Origin of the sequence: Nocardioides marmorisolisilvae (assembly GCF_003725775.1) — a bacterium.
Lineage (GTDB): Bacteria > Actinomycetota > Actinomycetes > Propionibacteriales > Nocardioidaceae > Marmoricola > Marmoricola marmorisolisilvae.
In genome coordinates this window covers 1,990,292-2,006,391 of sequence record NZ_RJSG01000002.1, presented here as the reverse complement: position 1 = coordinate 2,006,391, position 16,100 = coordinate 1,990,292, and the positions used below count along the sequence as shown (strand labels likewise).

12 protein-coding genes and 1 pseudogene are annotated in these 16,100 nt (G+C 69.5%); 6 read left to right on the top strand and 7 right to left on the bottom strand.

What is annotated here, in order from left to right:
• From pstC to EFL95_RS13740, 5 genes are read left to right on the top strand one after another with little or no spacing between them, the layout of a single operon-like run.
• The gene (gene pstC / locus EFL95_RS13760) at positions 1–1,029 is read left to right on the top strand and encodes a phosphate ABC transporter permease subunit PstC (RefSeq protein ID WP_221176386.1); all 1,029 of its coding nucleotides are present in this window, start codon (positions 1–3) and stop codon (positions 1,027–1,029) included.
• On the top strand, positions 1,029–2,285 hold the full coding sequence (locus EFL95_RS13755; protein WP_123234485.1) for a PstA family ABC transporter permease: 1,257 nt from the start codon (positions 1,029–1,031) through the stop codon (positions 2,283–2,285). Before pstC ends, EFL95_RS13755 begins: the two co-directional genes overlap by 1 nt.
• Entirely contained in the window at positions 2,282–4,030 is a 1,749-nt protein-coding gene (locus tag EFL95_RS13750; RefSeq protein WP_123234484.1) for a substrate-binding domain-containing protein, read from the top strand. The genes EFL95_RS13755 and EFL95_RS13750 overlap by 4 nt, the downstream gene beginning before the upstream one ends.
• A 3-nt stretch (positions 4,031–4,033) precedes the next feature.
• A complete protein-coding gene (locus tag EFL95_RS13745) occupies positions 4,034–4,981 on the top strand; it encodes a sortase (RefSeq protein WP_123234483.1) in 948 nt (315 codons plus the stop codon).
• Between the two features lie 17 nt (positions 4,982–4,998).
• Positions 4,999–5,865: a phosphate ABC transporter ATP-binding protein gene (locus EFL95_RS13740; RefSeq protein ID WP_123234482.1), complete on the top strand. Its 867-nt coding sequence runs from the start codon at positions 4,999–5,001 to the stop codon at positions 5,863–5,865.
• On the opposite strand, the gene EFL95_RS13735 is transcribed toward EFL95_RS13740, so the two are convergent.
• Positions 5,841–6,764 (bottom strand): LysR family transcriptional regulator, encoded by a 924-nt coding sequence (locus EFL95_RS13735; RefSeq protein WP_123234983.1) that lies wholly within the window; start codon positions 6,762–6,764, stop codon positions 5,841–5,843. The genes EFL95_RS13740 and EFL95_RS13735 overlap by 25 nt on opposite strands.
• Before the next feature lie 46 nt (positions 6,765–6,810).
• Here EFL95_RS13735 and EFL95_RS13730 point away from each other — a divergent pair.
• Positions 6,811–7,665 (top strand): annotated as a pseudogene (locus tag EFL95_RS13730) (EamA family transporter); the annotation flags it as partial.
• Positions 7,666–7,692: 27 nt separating this feature from the next.
• Here the strand turns inward: EFL95_RS13730 and EFL95_RS13725 are convergent.
• The 6 genes from EFL95_RS13725 to EFL95_RS13700 form a co-directional block, all read right to left on the bottom strand.
• Entirely contained in the window at positions 7,693–8,463 is a 771-nt protein-coding gene (locus EFL95_RS13725) for an NUDIX hydrolase (protein WP_221176385.1), read from the bottom strand.
• A gap of 50 nt (positions 8,464–8,513) precedes the next feature.
• On the bottom strand, positions 8,514–10,391 hold the full coding sequence (gene glgB / locus EFL95_RS13720) for a 1,4-alpha-glucan branching protein GlgB (protein WP_123234481.1): 1,878 nt from the start codon (positions 10,389–10,391) through the stop codon (positions 8,514–8,516).
• Complete coding sequence (locus EFL95_RS13715; RefSeq protein ID WP_123234480.1) at positions 10,388–11,734, bottom strand: maltokinase N-terminal cap-like domain-containing protein; 1,347 nt, start codon at positions 11,732–11,734, stop codon at positions 10,388–10,390. The genes glgB and EFL95_RS13715 overlap by 4 nt, the downstream gene beginning before the upstream one ends.
• Complete coding sequence (gene treS / locus EFL95_RS13710) at positions 11,731–13,494, bottom strand: maltose alpha-D-glucosyltransferase (RefSeq protein ID WP_123234479.1); 1,764 nt, start codon at positions 13,492–13,494, stop codon at positions 11,731–11,733. The genes EFL95_RS13715 and treS overlap by 4 nt, the downstream gene beginning before the upstream one ends.
• A complete protein-coding gene (locus tag EFL95_RS13705; protein WP_123234478.1) occupies positions 13,491–15,494 on the bottom strand; it encodes an alpha-1,4-glucan--maltose-1-phosphate maltosyltransferase in 2,004 nt (667 codons plus the stop codon). Before EFL95_RS13705 ends, treS begins: the two co-directional genes overlap by 4 nt.
• Before the next feature lie 171 nt (positions 15,495–15,665).
• Positions 15,666–15,995: a GIY-YIG nuclease family protein gene (locus tag EFL95_RS13700; protein ID WP_123234981.1), complete on the bottom strand. Its 330-nt coding sequence runs from the start codon at positions 15,993–15,995 to the stop codon at positions 15,666–15,668.
• Positions 15,996–16,100 lie beyond the last annotated feature (105 nt).

Sequence of the window (16,100 nt, the reverse complement as noted above, 5' to 3'; positions counted from 1 at the left end):
GTGACCACCGCTACCTACCTCCCGGACTACCCCGTGAACGGGCTCGACGATGCCCAGCCGCGCGAGATCACGGTCTCGCACGCGCCCGTGGACCAGGCGTTCCGCCAGATCACCCGGCTCTCGGGCTCGTTCGTGCTGCTGATCATGCTGCTGGTCGGCACCTTCCTGACCATCAAGGCGGTCCGGGCGATCAAGTCGGTCGGTCTCTGGGACTTCATCACGACCCAGGCCTGGTCGCCGGAGACCAACCACTTCGGCATCGCCGCGCTGCTCTTCGGCACGGTGACCGTCGCGCTGATCGCGCTGGTCGTCGCGCTGCCGCTCTCGCTGGGTGGTGCGCTGTTCATCACCGAGATCTCCAGCGGCTGGGCCAAGAGCATCCTGACCGGGGCGATCGACCTGATGGCCGCGGTGCCCTCGGTCGTCTACGGACTCTTCGGTCTGGTCTTCCTGCAGAAGCACATGGTGCCGTTCGCCTACTGGCTCTCGACGTACTTCGGCTGGATCCCGCTGTTCAAGGTGGACGGGGCCGACCCGAAGAACCCGCTTCCGAACGACGCGCTCTACACGTCCTCGTCGCTGATCGGTGGCGTGATCGTCAGCATGATGATCATCCCGATCATGACCTCGATGATGCGGGAGTCGTTCTCCCGCGCGCCCGCTGGTGAGCGCGAGGGCGCCTACGCCCTCGGTGCCACCCGCTGGGGGATGATCCGGTCGGTCGTGCTGCCCTTCGGCCGCGGCGGCATCATCGGCGGCACGATGCTCGGCCTGGGTCGCGCGCTCGGCGAGACGATCGCGGTCTACCTGATCCTGTCGCCGATCTTCGACATCAACCTCCACGTCCTCCAGAACGGTGGCAACACGGTCGCGATGACCATCGCGCTGCGCTACGGCGAGGCCAACGACTTCACCATGAGCGCCCTGATGGCCGCCGGCCTCGCGCTGTTCCTGATGACCATGGCGATCAACTTCACCGCGTCCGCGATCATCGCCCGATCGCGCTCCGGCGCCGACAGCGAGGCATGATGACGACCGCGACCCCGGACCCCGAGTACATCGGATCCACCGTTATCCCGACGGCGCACCTGACGCCGCGCACGCACGAGCCCGAGCGGGTCCGCTTCTCGGCTCCGATGCACGAACGGCTCGCGCTGCCGGGCGCGATCATCGCTGCCATCGCCTTCGGCCTGCTGGTCGGACCTGTCCTCGGGCTCATCGGTGGCGGCTGGGTCCCGATCACCTCGTTCCTGTGGATGTTGGTCACCTATGCCGTGCTGACCGGCCTGACCGAGGACTTTCAGGCGGTCAAGGACCGGTTCTCCGGCGTGATGATCTCCTCGGCGGGATTCGTCGTGGTCGGCATCCTCGCCCTGGTCATCGGCTTCGTGCTGTTCCAGGCGGCGAAGATCCTGGGCTCGATCCGGTTCAGCTTCCTGACCACGGACATGGGCCTGACCGGCCCGCTCTCGCCACTCACCCAGGGTGGGGTGAAGCACGCGATCGTCGGCACCCTGGAGCAGATCGGCATCGCGCTGGCGATCAGCATCCCGCTGGGCATCTCCACCGCGCTGTTCCTCAACGAGATCGGCGGCAAGTACGCCCGCCTGGTGCGCACGGTCGTCGAGGCGATGACCGCGCTGCCCTCGGTGGTCGCCGGTCTGTTCATCTACGCCTCGGTGATCCTGCTCTTCACCAAGCAGTTCAACGGCTTCGCCGCTGCGCTGGCGATCACCGTGCTGATGCTGCCGATCATGATCCGGTCGGCCGACGTCGTCCTCCGTCTGGTGCCCGGCAACCTGCGCGAGGCCGGGCTGGCACTCGGTGCCGGTCAGTGGAGCACGGTGCGCCGCGTGGTGCTGCCGACGGTGCGCTCGGGTCTGACCACCGCGATCATCCTCGGCACGGCGCACGGCATCGGTGAGACCGCGCCGGTGCTGCTCACCTCGGGTGTCACCAACAACCTGAACTTCAACCCGTTCAACGGCCCGCAGATCTCGCTGCCGCTCGCGGCCCTGGAGTTCATCAAGAGCCCGCAGCCGGACATGCGCACCCGCGGGTACGCCACCGCCGCGCTGCTGCTCCTGCTGGTGCTGATCCTGTTCGTGATCGCCCGCGCGATCGGTGGTCAGCAGGCCGGTGTCCTCAGCGACCGCCAGCTGCGCGGCCGCGCCGACAAGTCGGTCCGGGACCTGTCCCGGATCGAGAACAACCACGCCTACATCAAGGCGCAGCTCGAGGAGCGGCGCCGGTTCCACAACCCGACCGAGGGAGCACCCCGATGACCCGCCGACCCACCCTGGGCCGACTGAGCCTGCGCCGACCCACGCTCCGTCGCTCGACGGCGGCCACCGTCGCCGCGACGCTGATCATCAGCGCCGGAGCCCTGTTCGCGGCCGCGGCGGCGGTCCCGACCGCCCGCATCAGCGGCAACGGCTCGTCCTGGGCCGGCAACGCGATGTCCGACTGGGTCTCTGCGGTGAAGGCGCAGGGCGTCACGGTCGACTTCACGCCGGACGGTTCGTCCTCGGGTCGCAAGAACTTCGCCCAGGGTCTGGCCGACTTCGCCGTCTCCGAGATCCCGTACACCGGTGACACCGCCGACCCCCAGGACTCCGCCCGCCCGAACTTCAAGTACGGCCTGGTCCCGGCTGTCGCCGGTGGTACCTCCTTCATGTACAACCTGCCCGTCGGTGGCAAGCGCTTCACCAAGCTGAACCTGTCGCAGGCCGCGCTGGCGAAGATCTTCTCCGGCCAGGTCACCAAGTGGAACGACCCGGTCATCGCGGCGACCAACCCGGGTGTCGCGCTGCCGGCCCAGCGGATCACCGTGGTCGTCCGTTCGGACGGCTCGGGCGCGACCGCGCAGTTCACGCTGTGGATGCTGCGCCAGTTCCCGGGCGACTACGCGAAGCTCTGCGCCAAGACCGGCTGCAACAAGAGCCACGCGACGTCCTACTACCCGTACCAGGGCTTGTCGAACTTCACCGCCCAGTCCGGCTCGAACGGTGTCACGACCTACACCTCGAACACGCCGTACACGATCAACTACGACGAGTACTCCTACGCGCTCGGTGTGGGCTTCCCGGTCGCGAAGATCAAGAACGCGGCCGGCTTCTACACCGTGCCGACGGACTCGGCCGTCGCGGTCGCGCTCAGCCAGGCCAAGATCAACATGGACAAGACCTCGCTGAACTACCTGTCGCAGGACCTGTCCAAGGTCTACGCCTACAAGGACCCGCGCACCTACCCGATCTCGGCGTACTCGTACCTGATCGTGCCCAAGCAGACCCACGGCAGCTTCAACACCGGGAAGGGCGCCACCCTGGGCTACTTCTCGACGTTCTCGCTGTGCGAGGGCCAGCGGACGATGGGTGCGCTCGGCTACTCGCCGTTGCCGATGAACCTGGTGCTCGCGGCGATGGACCAGGTGCTGGCCATCCCGGGTGTCGACGCGGCCACGAAGAAGCAGATCAACAACACCAAGGCCGGCGTGAAGTCGGGAACCTCGAACCCGTGCAACAACCCGACCTTCAAGCCCGGCGACAGCCCCTCGCACAACATCCTCACCGACACCGCGCCCTTCCCGGCCGGGTGCGACGACGCCTGCGCAGCTCCGTGGGCGCACAAGGGCATCGTCGTGCGCGGTGGTGGTGCCGGCGGTGGGAACACTCCCGGTGCGAACCCGACCGGTGGTGCCTCAGGATCGGACCCGAACAACCCCGGCGTGCCGGGCGGAGGGGGGACCCCGGGAGCGAATCAGGGCTGTGACCCGAACACCGGGGTCTGCAGCGACCCGGCGCAGGCTGCGGGAGGTCCGCTGCCGCAGAACACCTCGGCGGTGATCGACGGGCAGAGCACCTGGGGATCCGTGCAGTGGGCGCTGATCCTGTGCGCGGTGTTCGTCTTCCTGCTGGTGCTGGCCCCGCCGCTGCTGGCCCGCTCGCTGGATTCCCGCCGCAGGTCCGCTGCGCCCGCCGCGCCGGCAGGCTCGATCCCCACCCAGCCGCACGGTCCGGGTCAGGCCTGATCGATGACGACCACGTTCCAGGAGAGCAGGTCCCGGTGGGGGAGGAACAATCCCCTGCCCGGGCTGACCCGCAACCTGCCCAGGGTGACCCGGATCCCGGAGTCGGAGCGGCGGCCCTCGGCCCTCGTCGACGCCTCCTACGGCCTGACCGTGCTGGCGCTCGTGCTCTTCACCTTGCTGCTCAACCTCACGGTGATCAGCCAGATCCAGCACTTCACCGCCCAGCACCGCCTGTACGGCGAGCTGCGCAGGTCGCTGGCCGAGGGTTCGACCCCGATCGGCCAGCTGGACGACAAGAACAACCCGATCAAGCCCGGTACGCCGATCGCGCTGCTGAAGATCCCCGAGCTGGGGATCTCCGAGGTGGTCGTCGAGGGCTCGGCGTCCCGCCAGACGAAGCTCGGGGTCGGCCACCAGCCCAACACCCCCTTCCCGGGCCAGGGCGGCAGCCCGGCCGTGCTGTTCGGTCGCAAGGCGGCCTACGGCGGGGTGTTCGCGAACCTCGACCGGCTGCGGGCCGGGCAAGAGTTCACGGTGCTCACCGGTCAGGGGAAGTTCACCTATCGGGTCATCGGACAGCGCACCGGGGAGAAGGTGCCGGCGATGACCCCGACGAGCGGTCGGCTCACCCTGGTGACCGCCAAGGGCGCAGCGTTCATGCCGCACGGCGTTCTCCAGGTCGACGCCGACCTGGTCTCGAAAACCGTCCCTCGTCCGCCGATCGCGTACTCGAGGGTCGACGCCAACCAAGGGGCTCTCGGCAGCGACCACAGCAGGATGTTCTCGCTGTCCTGGCTGCTGGAGCTGCTGGTGCTGATGGCGGTTGGCTCCGTGTGGGCGTGGAAGCGCTGGAGCCACCCGGCGATGTGGGTCGTCTTCGTCCCGGTGCTCGCCGCGACCGGGTTGGCCTGCGCCGACCGGGTCTGCGACCTGCTGCCGAACTTGATGTGAGCTGAGAGGAACTTCTGATGGTCGACCTCATCGCGAAGCCGCGCGGACGACGTGCCGCCGGCCCGCCGCCGCGCCTGGACGCGCTGGCCGGGTACCTCGAGACCAAGCCTGCGGCCGCCCTCCAGGCCGACAACATCTCGGCCTGGTTCGGGGACCGCAAGGTGCTCGACCGGGTCTCGCTGACGATGCCCGCCGGCCAGGTGACCGCGCTCATCGGCCCGTCCGGCTGCGGCAAGTCGACGTTCCTGCGGATCCTCAACCGGATGCACGAGCTGATCCCGATCGCGAAGCTCAGCGGTGAGGTCAGGATCGGCAACGAGGACATCTACGCGCCGGGGATGCGCGTCACCGACGCGCGCAAGCGCATCGGCATGGTCTTCCAGAAGCCGAACCCGTTCCCGGCGATGTCGATCTACGAGAACACCATCTCGGCGCTGCCGCTGACCGGTGTGAAGGCCAGCCGGGCCGAGAAGGACTTCCTGGTCGAGGAGGCGCTGAAGAAGGCCTCGCTCTGGGACGAGGTCAAGGACCGGCTGCACCAGCCCGGCGGCGGGCTTTCCGGCGGACAGCAGCAGCGCCTCTGCATCGCGCGCGCGATGGCGCTGACCCCCGAGATCCTGCTGATGGACGAGCCCGCCTCCGCGCTCGACCCCAGCTCGACCCGGCGGATCGAGGACACCATCGCCGAGCTGCGCGGGGAGGTCACCATCGTGATCGTCACCCACAACATGCAGCAGGCCCACCGGATCTCCGACCAGTGCGCGTTCTTCCTGGCCTCGCACAACACCCCGGGCGTGATCGTGGAGCACGGCGCCACCGAGGCGATCTTCAACGCGCCCCGTGACCAGCGCACCGAGGACTACGTCAACGGTCGCTTCGGCTGACCGAGGCTCCCGGCCGCGGCGAGCGCCTCGACGATCGCCCGTACGGCGGGGGAGCGGTCCTGGCTGCGTCGCCAGATCGCGATCGCCTCGCGCTCGGGCACGGGATCGGTGACCCGGACCGCCTTCGTCCCGGGCGGCAGCTCCGCCCGGCCCAGGCGTGGGACCAGGGCGATCCCGAGGCCGGCGGCGACCAGCTCGGTGTGCGAGGCGAACTCCATCGAGACGTGCTCGATCTGGGGCAGCCGCCCGGTGCCGGCGTACATCCGGTGCAGCCACTGGCGGCAGATCGTGCTCTCGGGGGTGGCGATCCACCGCTCGTCGACGAGGTCGTGCGGCGTGACCGATCGACGCCCGGCCAACGGGTGGTCCCCGCGCAGGATGACCTCGGCCTCGTCGCGGTGCACCACCCGGCGCTCGAGGTGGTCCGGGATCTCCAGGACGACGTCGCCCCAGCGGTGCACCAGGCCCACGTCCGCCTGCCCGGCGGCGACCTGGTCGACGGCGTCCCACGGCTCGAGCTCGACGAGCCGGATCCGCAGGTCCGCGTGCTCGGTGTCGAGCCGCGCCACGACCGGGCCGATCAGTCCGCGCATCGCCGTCGAGAAGCCGACCAGCCTGATCTCACCGACGACCTCACCGGCATGGGCGTGCAGGTCGCTCTCCAACCGTTCGAGGTCGGCGCTGATCCGGTCGGCCTCGGCGACGAGGAGCCGTCCTGGCCCGCTGAGGATCACGCCCCGGCCGACGCGCTCGAGCAGGTCGACGCCCGACTGCCGCTCGAGGCGCTTGATCTGCTGGGAGACCGCGGAGGGTGTGAACCCGAGCTCGACGGCCGCCGCGACCACCGAGCCGTGCTCGTCCACGGCCTTCAGGGAGCGCAGGGCGACCAGATCGATCATGAAGCGAGAGTACATGGATCTGTGCACTTAATATCGCTGGTGCTTCATGGAGATCGAACCCAGACTGGGTGCCATGACCCGTCGTGACACGCTCCTCGCCGTCCTGGTGCCGGTGATCTGGGGCTTCAATTTCGTGGTCATCGAGTGGGGGATGCACGACGTCCCGCCCATGCTCTTCGTCGCGCTCCGGTTCACCGCGGTGGTGCTGCCGGCGGTGTTCCTGGTGCCGCGCCCCGATGCCGGCTGGCGGACCGTCGCCCTGGTCGGGGTGTTCATGTCGCTGGGTCAGTTCGGGTTCCTCTACACCTCGATGCACCTCGGGATGTCTCCCGGCCTGGCGGCCCTGGTGCTGCAGGCCCAGGTGCTCTTCACGGTGCTGATCGCCGCGTTCTGGTTGCGCGAGCGGCCCACCCGCGGTCAGGTGGTCGGTGTCCTGGTCGGCGCGGCCGGCCTGGTCGTGGTCGGGATCGGGCGCGGCGGCCACATCCCGCTCAGCGCCCTGCTGCTCTGCCTGGCCGGCGCGCTGTCCTGGGGCGTCGGGAACGTCGTGAGCCGGAGCGCCGGGGTGAAGTCGGGCCTGTCGCTGGCGGTGTGGTCGTCCCTGGTGGTCCCGGTCCCGCTGCTCGGGCTCAGCCTGGTGCTCGACGGACCGCACGAGGTCGGCCACGCGCTGGCGCACCTCGGGCCGGAGGCGCTGCTCTCGACGCTCTACACCGCAGGCCTGGCGTCGCTGGTCGGGTACTCGATCTTCAACGGCCTGCTGGCCCGCTACCCGGCGTCCTCGGTGGTCCCGTTCGTGCTGGTGGCGCCGCCGGTGGCCATGGTCAGCGCCTGGGCGCTGCTCGACCAGGTCCCGAACGCCGCCGAGCTGGCCGGCGGCCTGGTGGTGCTGCTGGGCGTCGTGGTGACGACCCGGTCCGCAGCCGGGTCAGCCCCGGCCGCTCTCGGTGTACCCCGGTCCGGGGGTGTCGGTGAGGTTGATGAGGGCCGAGACGATCCGGCGCGCGGTGAAGTCGGCGCAGAGCTCGTGCACCTCCTCGACGGTGCAGAACCGCGCTGACTTGATCTCGCGCTTCTGACGCACGATCTGCTCGACGAGCTCGGGGGCATGCGTGCCGCCGTCGAAGACCAGGCAGACCGCGTCGTCCCAACCGCCCCAGGCGGGCAGCCAGTCGGTCAGCACCAGTCGGCCCGTGTCGAGCTTGAGACCGAGCTCCTCCTCGACCTCGCGGCCGACCGCCAGCTGGGGGGACTCACCGACCTCGACCACGCCGCCGGGCAGGTCCCAGTCCTTCTTGTAGGTGAGCTGGCAGAGCAGCACCCGCTCCTGCGTGTCGCGGATGAGCATCTGGCTGATCGCGCGCTTGCGCGGCAGGAACGAGTTCAGCAGCCGCCGGAACCCGATCGGGTCGTCGACCGGGGTGTCGTCGGCCAATCGGGCGTAGACGATCCGGTCGAAGCCGCTCTCCACGCTCCGCGCCACGCCCTCGCGCATCAGGCCGGAGAAGGTCGCGATCCGCTGGGCGGCTTCGTCGTCGGGATCGACCAGCGCCTCGACGCGCTGGTTCCCGGCCTCGAAGCCACGCACCAGGGCGCCGCGGACGGCCTCGACGGACGGGCCCAGACCCTCGGCCTGGAGCTCCGGTGACCAGCTGACGCGCACGACCCCGGGGGAGACGGGCGTCAGTTCGGTGGCCATGCGTCCACCCTATGCGGTGGCTTCGCGGCTCGGGCTAGCGCGCTCGAACCTCAAGCACCCGGGGACGACGGCCGGAGCCACAGCACGCCCAGCGGCGGGAGCCGGAGCTGGGCGCTCGCCGGCTGGTCGCCGTACGGCTGCTCGGTGGCGGTGACCACGCCGAGGTTGCCGACCCCGGAGCCGCCGTACACCTCGGCGTCGGTGTTGAGCACCTCGTCCCAGGCGCCGGCGAAGGGCAGCGGCAGCCGGTAGGACTCGTGCGGACGTCCGGAGAAGTTGCAGACGCACACCAGCGCCTCGCCGTCCTCGCCCCAGCGCACGAACGCGATCACGTTCGCGCCGCGGTCGTCCGCGGCGAGCCAGGTGAAGCCGGCCGCCACGGTGTCCTGCGACCACAGTGCCGGGTCGGGGACGTAAAGGGCGTTGAGGTCGCGCACGAGGCGCTGCACCCCCTGGTGGTCGTCGTGGTCGAGCAGCCACCAGTCCAGCTGGCCGGACTCGGCCCACTCGTTGTCCTGGGCGAACTCGCAGCCCATGAACAGCAGCTGCTTGCCGGGGTGCGCCCACTGGTAGGCCAGGAACGACCGGACGCCGGCCAGCTGCTTCCACCGGTCACCCGGCATCTTGCGGAGCAGCGAGCCCTTCCCGTGCACGACCTCGTCGTGGCTGATCGGCAGCACGTACTGCTCGGAGAAGGCGTAGACCAGGCTGAAGGTGAGCTGGTCGTGGTGGTGCGTCCGGTACATCGGGTCGCGGGCGACGTACCCGAGCGAGTCGTGCATCCAGCCCATGTTCCACTTGAAGCCGAAACCGAGACCGTCAGCGTCGACGCGGCGGGTGACGCCGGGCCAGGACGTGGACTCCTCGGCGATCACCGTGGTCCCGGGGAACCGCGCGCCGACCGCGATGTTGAGCTCCTGCAGGAAGGCCACCGCCTCCAGGTTCTCCCGGCCGCCGTGCACGTTCGGCGTCCACGACCCCGCGGCACGGGCGTAGTCGAGGTAGAGCATCGAGGCGACGGCGTCCACGCGCAGTCCGTCGACGTGGAACTCCTCGATCCAGTACAGCGCGTTCGCGATCAGGAAGTTGCGCACCTCGAGCCGACCGAAGTCGAAGATCAGGGTGCCCCACTCCGGGTGCTCGCCCCGGGTCGGGTTCGGGTCCTCGTAGAGCGGGGTCCCGTCGAAGCGCGCCAGCGCGAACTCGTCCTTCGGGAAGTGCGCCGGCACCCAGTCCAGGATCACGCCGATGCCGGCCTGGTGCAGCCGATCGACCAGGCGGCGCAGCCCGTCGGGGTCGCCGTAGCGGGCCGTGGGGGCGTAGTAGGAGGTGACCTGGTAGCCCCACGAACCACCGAAGGGGTGCTCCATCACGGGCAGGAACTCGACGTGGGTGAACCCCATCTCGACCACGTACGCCGTCAGCTGGTCAGCGAGGTCGTCGTAGGAGAGCTCCTTGCGCCAGGACCCGAGGTGCACCTCGTAGATCGACATCGGCTTCGTGTCGGGACGGGTGCTGCGCCCGGCGATCCAGTCGTCGTCTGCCCAGGCGTGGGCGCTGGCGAAGACCACCGAGTGCGTCTCGGGCGGGACCGCGGTGTGCTGCGCCATCGGGTCGGCCCGGTCGGTCCAGCGGCCGTCCGCACCGTGCACGACGTACTTGTAGCGCTGACCGGGCACAGCCTCGGTCACGGTGCGCTGCCAGACCCCGGAGCCTTGCAGCCGGGTCATCGGCATCGTCGCCCGGTCCCAGCCGTTGAAGTCGCCGACCAGGCGGACCTCCTGGGCGCTCGGTGCCCAGACGGAGAAGTGCACGCCTCCTTCGGGGAGGACGTGCGCGCCCAACGCCTCCCACAACCGGTGGTGGCGGCCTTCGCCGATCAGGTACAGGTCGACGTCGCCGAGGCTGTCCCGGGTGCCGCTGGTCATCGGTCCTCCTCGGTCAGCCGGGCCAGTGCGGAGAGCGGGATGTTGCGCCACCCGGGGCGGTTCCGCGCTTCGTACACGACCTCGTAGACCGCCTTGTCCGCCACGTACGCCGCCAGCAGGATCTCCTCGCCCGGGGTGAGCGGGTGGCCGCGCTCCTCGGTGTACCCGGCCAGGAAGGCCTGCGTGTTGTGCTCGGTCCACTCACCAGCGCGGTAGGCGATCTGGGTGGCCTCGTCGCCACCACCGAGGTCGCGGGCCACCGCGGAGGCTGCGTAGTCGAAGGACCGGATCATCCCGGCGACGTCGCGCCACGGCGAGTCGGGGCGCCGCCGCTCGGTCAGGTCCTTGGCCGGCTCGCCCTCGAAGTCGACGAGCTTCCAGCCGAGCGAGGTGCGCAACGTCTGGCCCAGGTGCAGGTCGCCGTGCACCCGCTGGACCTCGCCGGTGAGCTCGGCGATCGCGGTGAACCGGTCGGCGAGCGCGAAGTCCGCGAGCTCGGGCACCACCTCGGTCGCAGCGGCCAGCCGTTCCTGCATGACCCGGGCGGTGGCCGGCCCGTCGAACTCGCCGGACCCGAAGGCTTCGACCAGTGTCGCGTGCACGCTGGCCAGCGTCTGACCCAGGCGGTGGGCCTCGGCGGCGAAGTCGCCGCCACGTATCTCATCAGACGCAGCGTCGGCGGGCAGGTCGACCGTTGTGAACAGGTTGCGCGCGCTCGCCAGTGCCAGGTCCCAGCCGTCGCTGGCGGTGCGCAGGAACTGCTGGAGGATCGCGAGCTGGAGGTCCTCGTCGTCAGCCGCGAGGTACCCGTAGAGCGCGGCCACGTGGGTGTTGCCGGCCGTCGTGAGCGCCTCGTGGATCTCGATGTCGGGGTTGGTGCCGCTGGTCAGCCGACGGAAGAACTTCAGCAGGCTGTCCTCGCCGAACGCCAGCGAGGAGTTGCTCTGCTCGCCGCCGAAGAGCGTCGAGTGCGTGCCGGTGTCCAGGTCGTGCCCGGGCAGCCGGTGGAACCGGACGCCCTTCACGTCGGGGCTCTCGTCGAACGCGGCGAGGAAGACGGCCATCGCGTCCTTGTCGTGCACCGCGTCGTAGGTCCACTCACCATCGCCCTCGCGGACCAGCGCGTGGGCCAACCGCTCCTGCGGCTCGTCGTACGCCGAGACGGGCATCTGGTAGGTCTCGGTCGCCGGCACGCCGTGGGCGTAGCGGACCTCGACCAGCTCGACCCGGACGTGCTCGTCGAGCTGCGCGACCACCCTGACCTCGGTGATCGCGAAGTCACGCCCCTTCCCCGCGAACCAGCGCTGGTTCGCCAGGAAGGCCTCCCGCTGGGGGTGGGTCACGCCGGGTTCGCCTCCTCCTCGGGCTGCACGTCCGGCAACCGGATCCAGTAGAAGCCGTAGCCGCCCAGGGTGAGCAGGTAGGGGAGCTCGCCGATCTGCGGGAAGCGCACCCCGCCGAGGAGCTCGACCGGGACGACGCCCTCCCAGCGCCGCAGGTCGAGCTCGACCGGCTGCGGGAAGCGGGACAGGTTGTTCACGCAGAGCACGGTGTCGGCGTGGGAGTGGCCGTCCTCGTCGGTCCAGCGGTGCGTCCGGACGTAGGAGAGCACCGAGGGGTTCGAGCCGCCGAGGTCGTGGAACTCGCCGAGGCCGAAGGCGGGGTGCTGCTTGCGGGTGTGCACCATCCGACGGGTCCAGTGCAGCAGCGAGGAGGAGTTGTCGAGCTCGGCTTCCACATTCACTGACTGGTACCCGAAGACGGGGTCCTGAATCACCGGCAGGTGCAGGCGTCCCGGCGTCGCGGTGGAGAAGCCACCGTTGCGGTCCGAGGTCCACTGCATCGGCGTCCGCACGCCGTCGCGGTCACCGAGCCAGATGTTGTCGCCCATCCCGATCTCGTCGCCGTAGTACAGCACCGGCGACCCGGGCAGCGAGAGCAGCAGCGCGGTGAACAGCTCCATCCGGTTGGTGTCGTTGTCCAGCAGCGGTGCCAGCCGGCGGCGGATGCCGATGTTCGCCTTCATCCGCGGGTCCTGGGCGTACTCGCCCCACATGTAGTCGCGGTCCTCGTCGGTGACCATCTCCAGGGTCAGCTCGTCGTGGTTGCGCAGGAAGATGCCCCACTGGCAGCTCGACGGGATCGCGGGCGTCTGCTCCATGATCTCGGAGATCGGGAACCGGGACTCGCGCCGCACGGCCATGAAGATGCGCGGCATCACCGGGAAGTGGAAGGCCATGTGGCACTCGTCGCCACCGACGGCCGGGTCGCCGAAGTACTCGACCACGTCGGCCGGCCACTGGTTGGCCTCGCACAGCAGCACGGTGCCGGGGTACTTCTCGTCGACGAAGCGGCGCACCTTCTTCAGCATCTCGTGCGTCTCGGGCAGGTTCTCGCCGTTGGTGCCCGGCCGCTCGTAGAGGTAGGGCACGGCGTCGAGCCGGAAGCCGTCCAGGCCCATGTCGAGCCAGAACGCCATCGCGTCCAGCATCGCCTCGTGCACCTTCGGGTTGTCGAAGTTGAGGTCGGGCTGGTGGGAGAAGAAGCGGTGCCAGTAGTACTGCTGGCGCACCGGGTCCCAGGTCCAGTTCGACGGCTCGGTGTCGACGAAGATGATCCGGGCCTCTTCGTAGAGCTCGTCGGTGTCGGACCAGACGTAGAAGTCGCCGTACGGGCCGTCCGGGTCGGACCGGCTCGCCTGGAACCACGGGTGCGCGTCCGAGGTGTGGTTCATGACGAAGTCGATGATCACGCGGATGCCGCGGGCGTGCGCGGCGTCGAGGAAGGCGTGGAAGTCCTCGACGGTGCCGCACTCGGGAAGGATGTTCGTGTAGTCCGCGACGTCGTAGCCGCCGTCGCGCAGGGGAGAGGTGAAGAACGGCGGCACCCACAGGCAGTCGACGCCGAGCCACTTGAGGTAGTCGAGCTTCTCGGTCAGCCCGCGGAAGTCGCCGACGCCGTCCCCGTCGGAATCCTTGAACGAGCGGACCAGCACCTCGTAGAAGACGGCGGTCTTGAACCACTCCGGCTGCTCGGCCAGGTGCTGGGCCTCCTCGGCGAGGCGCTCGAGCTCGGTGGTCTGGTCGGCAGCGGTGTCGCTCACGCGGTCCTCACGCTCAGGATGTGCGCCACCGCGACGTTCGGGTCGAGGCGGACGTAGTTGTCCCGGCTCCACTGCCAGGTCTGGTCGGACAGCTCGTCGTGGACCTCGAAGCGGGCGTCGTCGGGGAGCCCGAGCGCCGCGAGGTCGAGGTGCACCACGGTCTCGTGGGCGGCGTGCGGGTCGAGGTTGAGCACGACGATGACCACATCGTCGTCGTTGGGCGGGCCGTCGTTCTGGGTGGTTGAGCCTGTCGAAACCCTCTTCGAGAAGCAGACGATGTTCTCGTCGTCGCCGCCGTGCACCGTGAGGTTGCGAAGCTGCTGGAGGGCGGGGTGCCGTCGGCGCAGCTCGTTGAGCTCGGTCAGGTACGGCGCCAGCGAGCGGCCCTCGGCCTCGGCGGCGTCCCAGTCGCGGACCTTGACCTCGTACTTCTCCGAGTCCAGGTACTCCTCGCTGCCCGGGCGCACCGCGATCCGCTCGTAGAGCTCGAAGCCGGCGTAGACGCCCCAGCTCGGGGAGCCGGTCGCCGCCAGGGTGGCCCGGACCCGGAAGGCCGCCGGGCCGCCGTACTGGAGGTACTCGTGCAGGATGTCGGGGGTGTTGGTGAAGAAGTTCGGTCGCAGGAAGCTCGCGCTGTCCCGGGCCAGCTCGACCAGGTAGGACTCGATCTCCGGGCGGGTGTTGCGCCAGGTGAAGTAGGTGTAGCTCTGGTGGAAGCCGACCTTGCCGAGCGCGTGCATCATCGCCGGCACCGTGAACGCCTCGGACAGGAAGATCACGTCCGGGTCCTGGGTGCGGACCTCGGCGAGCAGGCGCTCCCAGAACGCGACCGGCTTGGTGTGCGGGTTGTCGACGCGGAAGATCCGCACGCCGTGCTTCATCCAGAACCGGACGACGCGCACGACCTCGGCGTAGATGCCCTCGGGGTCGTTGTCGAAGTTGACCGGGTAGATGTCCTGGTACTTCTTGGGCGGGTTCTCGGCGTACGCGATGGTGCCGTCCGCCCGGGTGGTGAACCACTCCGGGTGCGCCTTGACCCACGGGTGGTCAGGAGCAGCCTGCAGTGCGAGGTCGAGAGCCACCTCGAGGCCGAGGTCGGCGGCCCGCTTCACGAACGCGTCGAAGTCCTTGATCGAGCCCAGGGCCGGATGGACCTTGTCGTGGCCGCCGGCTTTCGCACCGATCGCCCAGGGGGAGCCGACGTCGGTCGGGCTCGGTGTCAGGGTGTTGTTGCGGCCCTTGCGGTTGACCTCGCCGATCGGGTGGATCGGGGGCAGGTAGACCACGTCGAAGCCCATGGCGGCGACCGCGTCGAGACGCTTGGCCGCGGTCGCGAACGTCCCCGGGACGATCACGCCGTCCTTGTCGACGTACGCGCCCTCCGAGCGGGGGAAGAGCTCGTACCAGCTGCCGGTCAGCGCCCGCTCGCGGTCGGCGAAGAACGGGTACGGGCCCTCGGTGGTGAGCAGGTCGCGCAACGGGTGCGCGGTCAGCACCTCGACCAGCGCCGGGTCCTCCGCGGCGGCCAGCCGGGCCTCGACCGGGCGGTCGGTGTCGCGCAGCGCGCTGATCGCGTCCAGCACGCGCTTGCGCTCGGCCTTGGACGCCTGCACTTCGCGACCCCAGCGCTCCAGCAGCAGGGTGCCCTCGAGGAACATCAGCTCGACGTCGACCTCGGCACGGATCTTGATGGCCGCGTCGTGCAGCCAGGTGCCGAGGGTGTCGCTCCAGGACTCGATCGAGAACGACCACGCCCCGACGAGATCCGGCGTCACCGGCGCACTGCGGCGGGCGGTCTCGAGCGGGAGCGACCGCATCCGCACCGGGTCGCGCCGCTGGCCGGCCGGGTCCACGAGCACCACGTCGGCGCCGAGCTGGTCGTGACCGTCGCGGAAGACCAGCGCGGAGACGTCGAAGGTCTCACCGACGCAGGCCTTGGCCGGGTAACGCCCGTGCTCGACCACGGGCGCCACGTCCATCACGGGGATGCGACCCACCATGGGACAACCCTTGCGGGTCTGCAGCCCGGACGCAAACCCGGTCGCCTCGCTGGTTGAGCTTGTCGAAACCCGGGTAGCTGTGTTGGTTGAGCTTGTCGAAACCTGGTTCCGCGTCGCGCTCAGTCCGGCGTCGTGCTGGTTGAGCTTGTCGAAACCTGATCCGGGTCGCGCTCAGTCCGGCGTTGTGCTGGTTGAGCCTGTCGAAACCTGATCCGTGGACGGTTCGGCGGAACACCGCGACAGTCCGGGCAGGTCCGCATACCTGCCGTCGATCACCGCTTGCCGCTTGGCTCGGGACCATCCCTGAAGCTGTTTCTCGAACGCAAAGGCGTCCGGCATCCGTTCGAATTCGCCGGCCCACGCCAGCCGGACAGGACGGCGTTTGGCTGTGTACCTGGCGCCGACGCCCAGGTTGTGCTCGTTGAGGCGCCGCTCGAGGTTCCACGTGCTGCCGACGTAGAGCGACCCGTCGGAGCACTCGAGGATGTAGGTGAAAGGCATGCCTGGAACCCTCAACGGTTCCGCCTTCAGCCCGCACAGCTGCCGGTCGGACCTGTGGACGAACCGGGTTTCGACAAGCGATACCCGATCTGGGGAGCGGGCGCC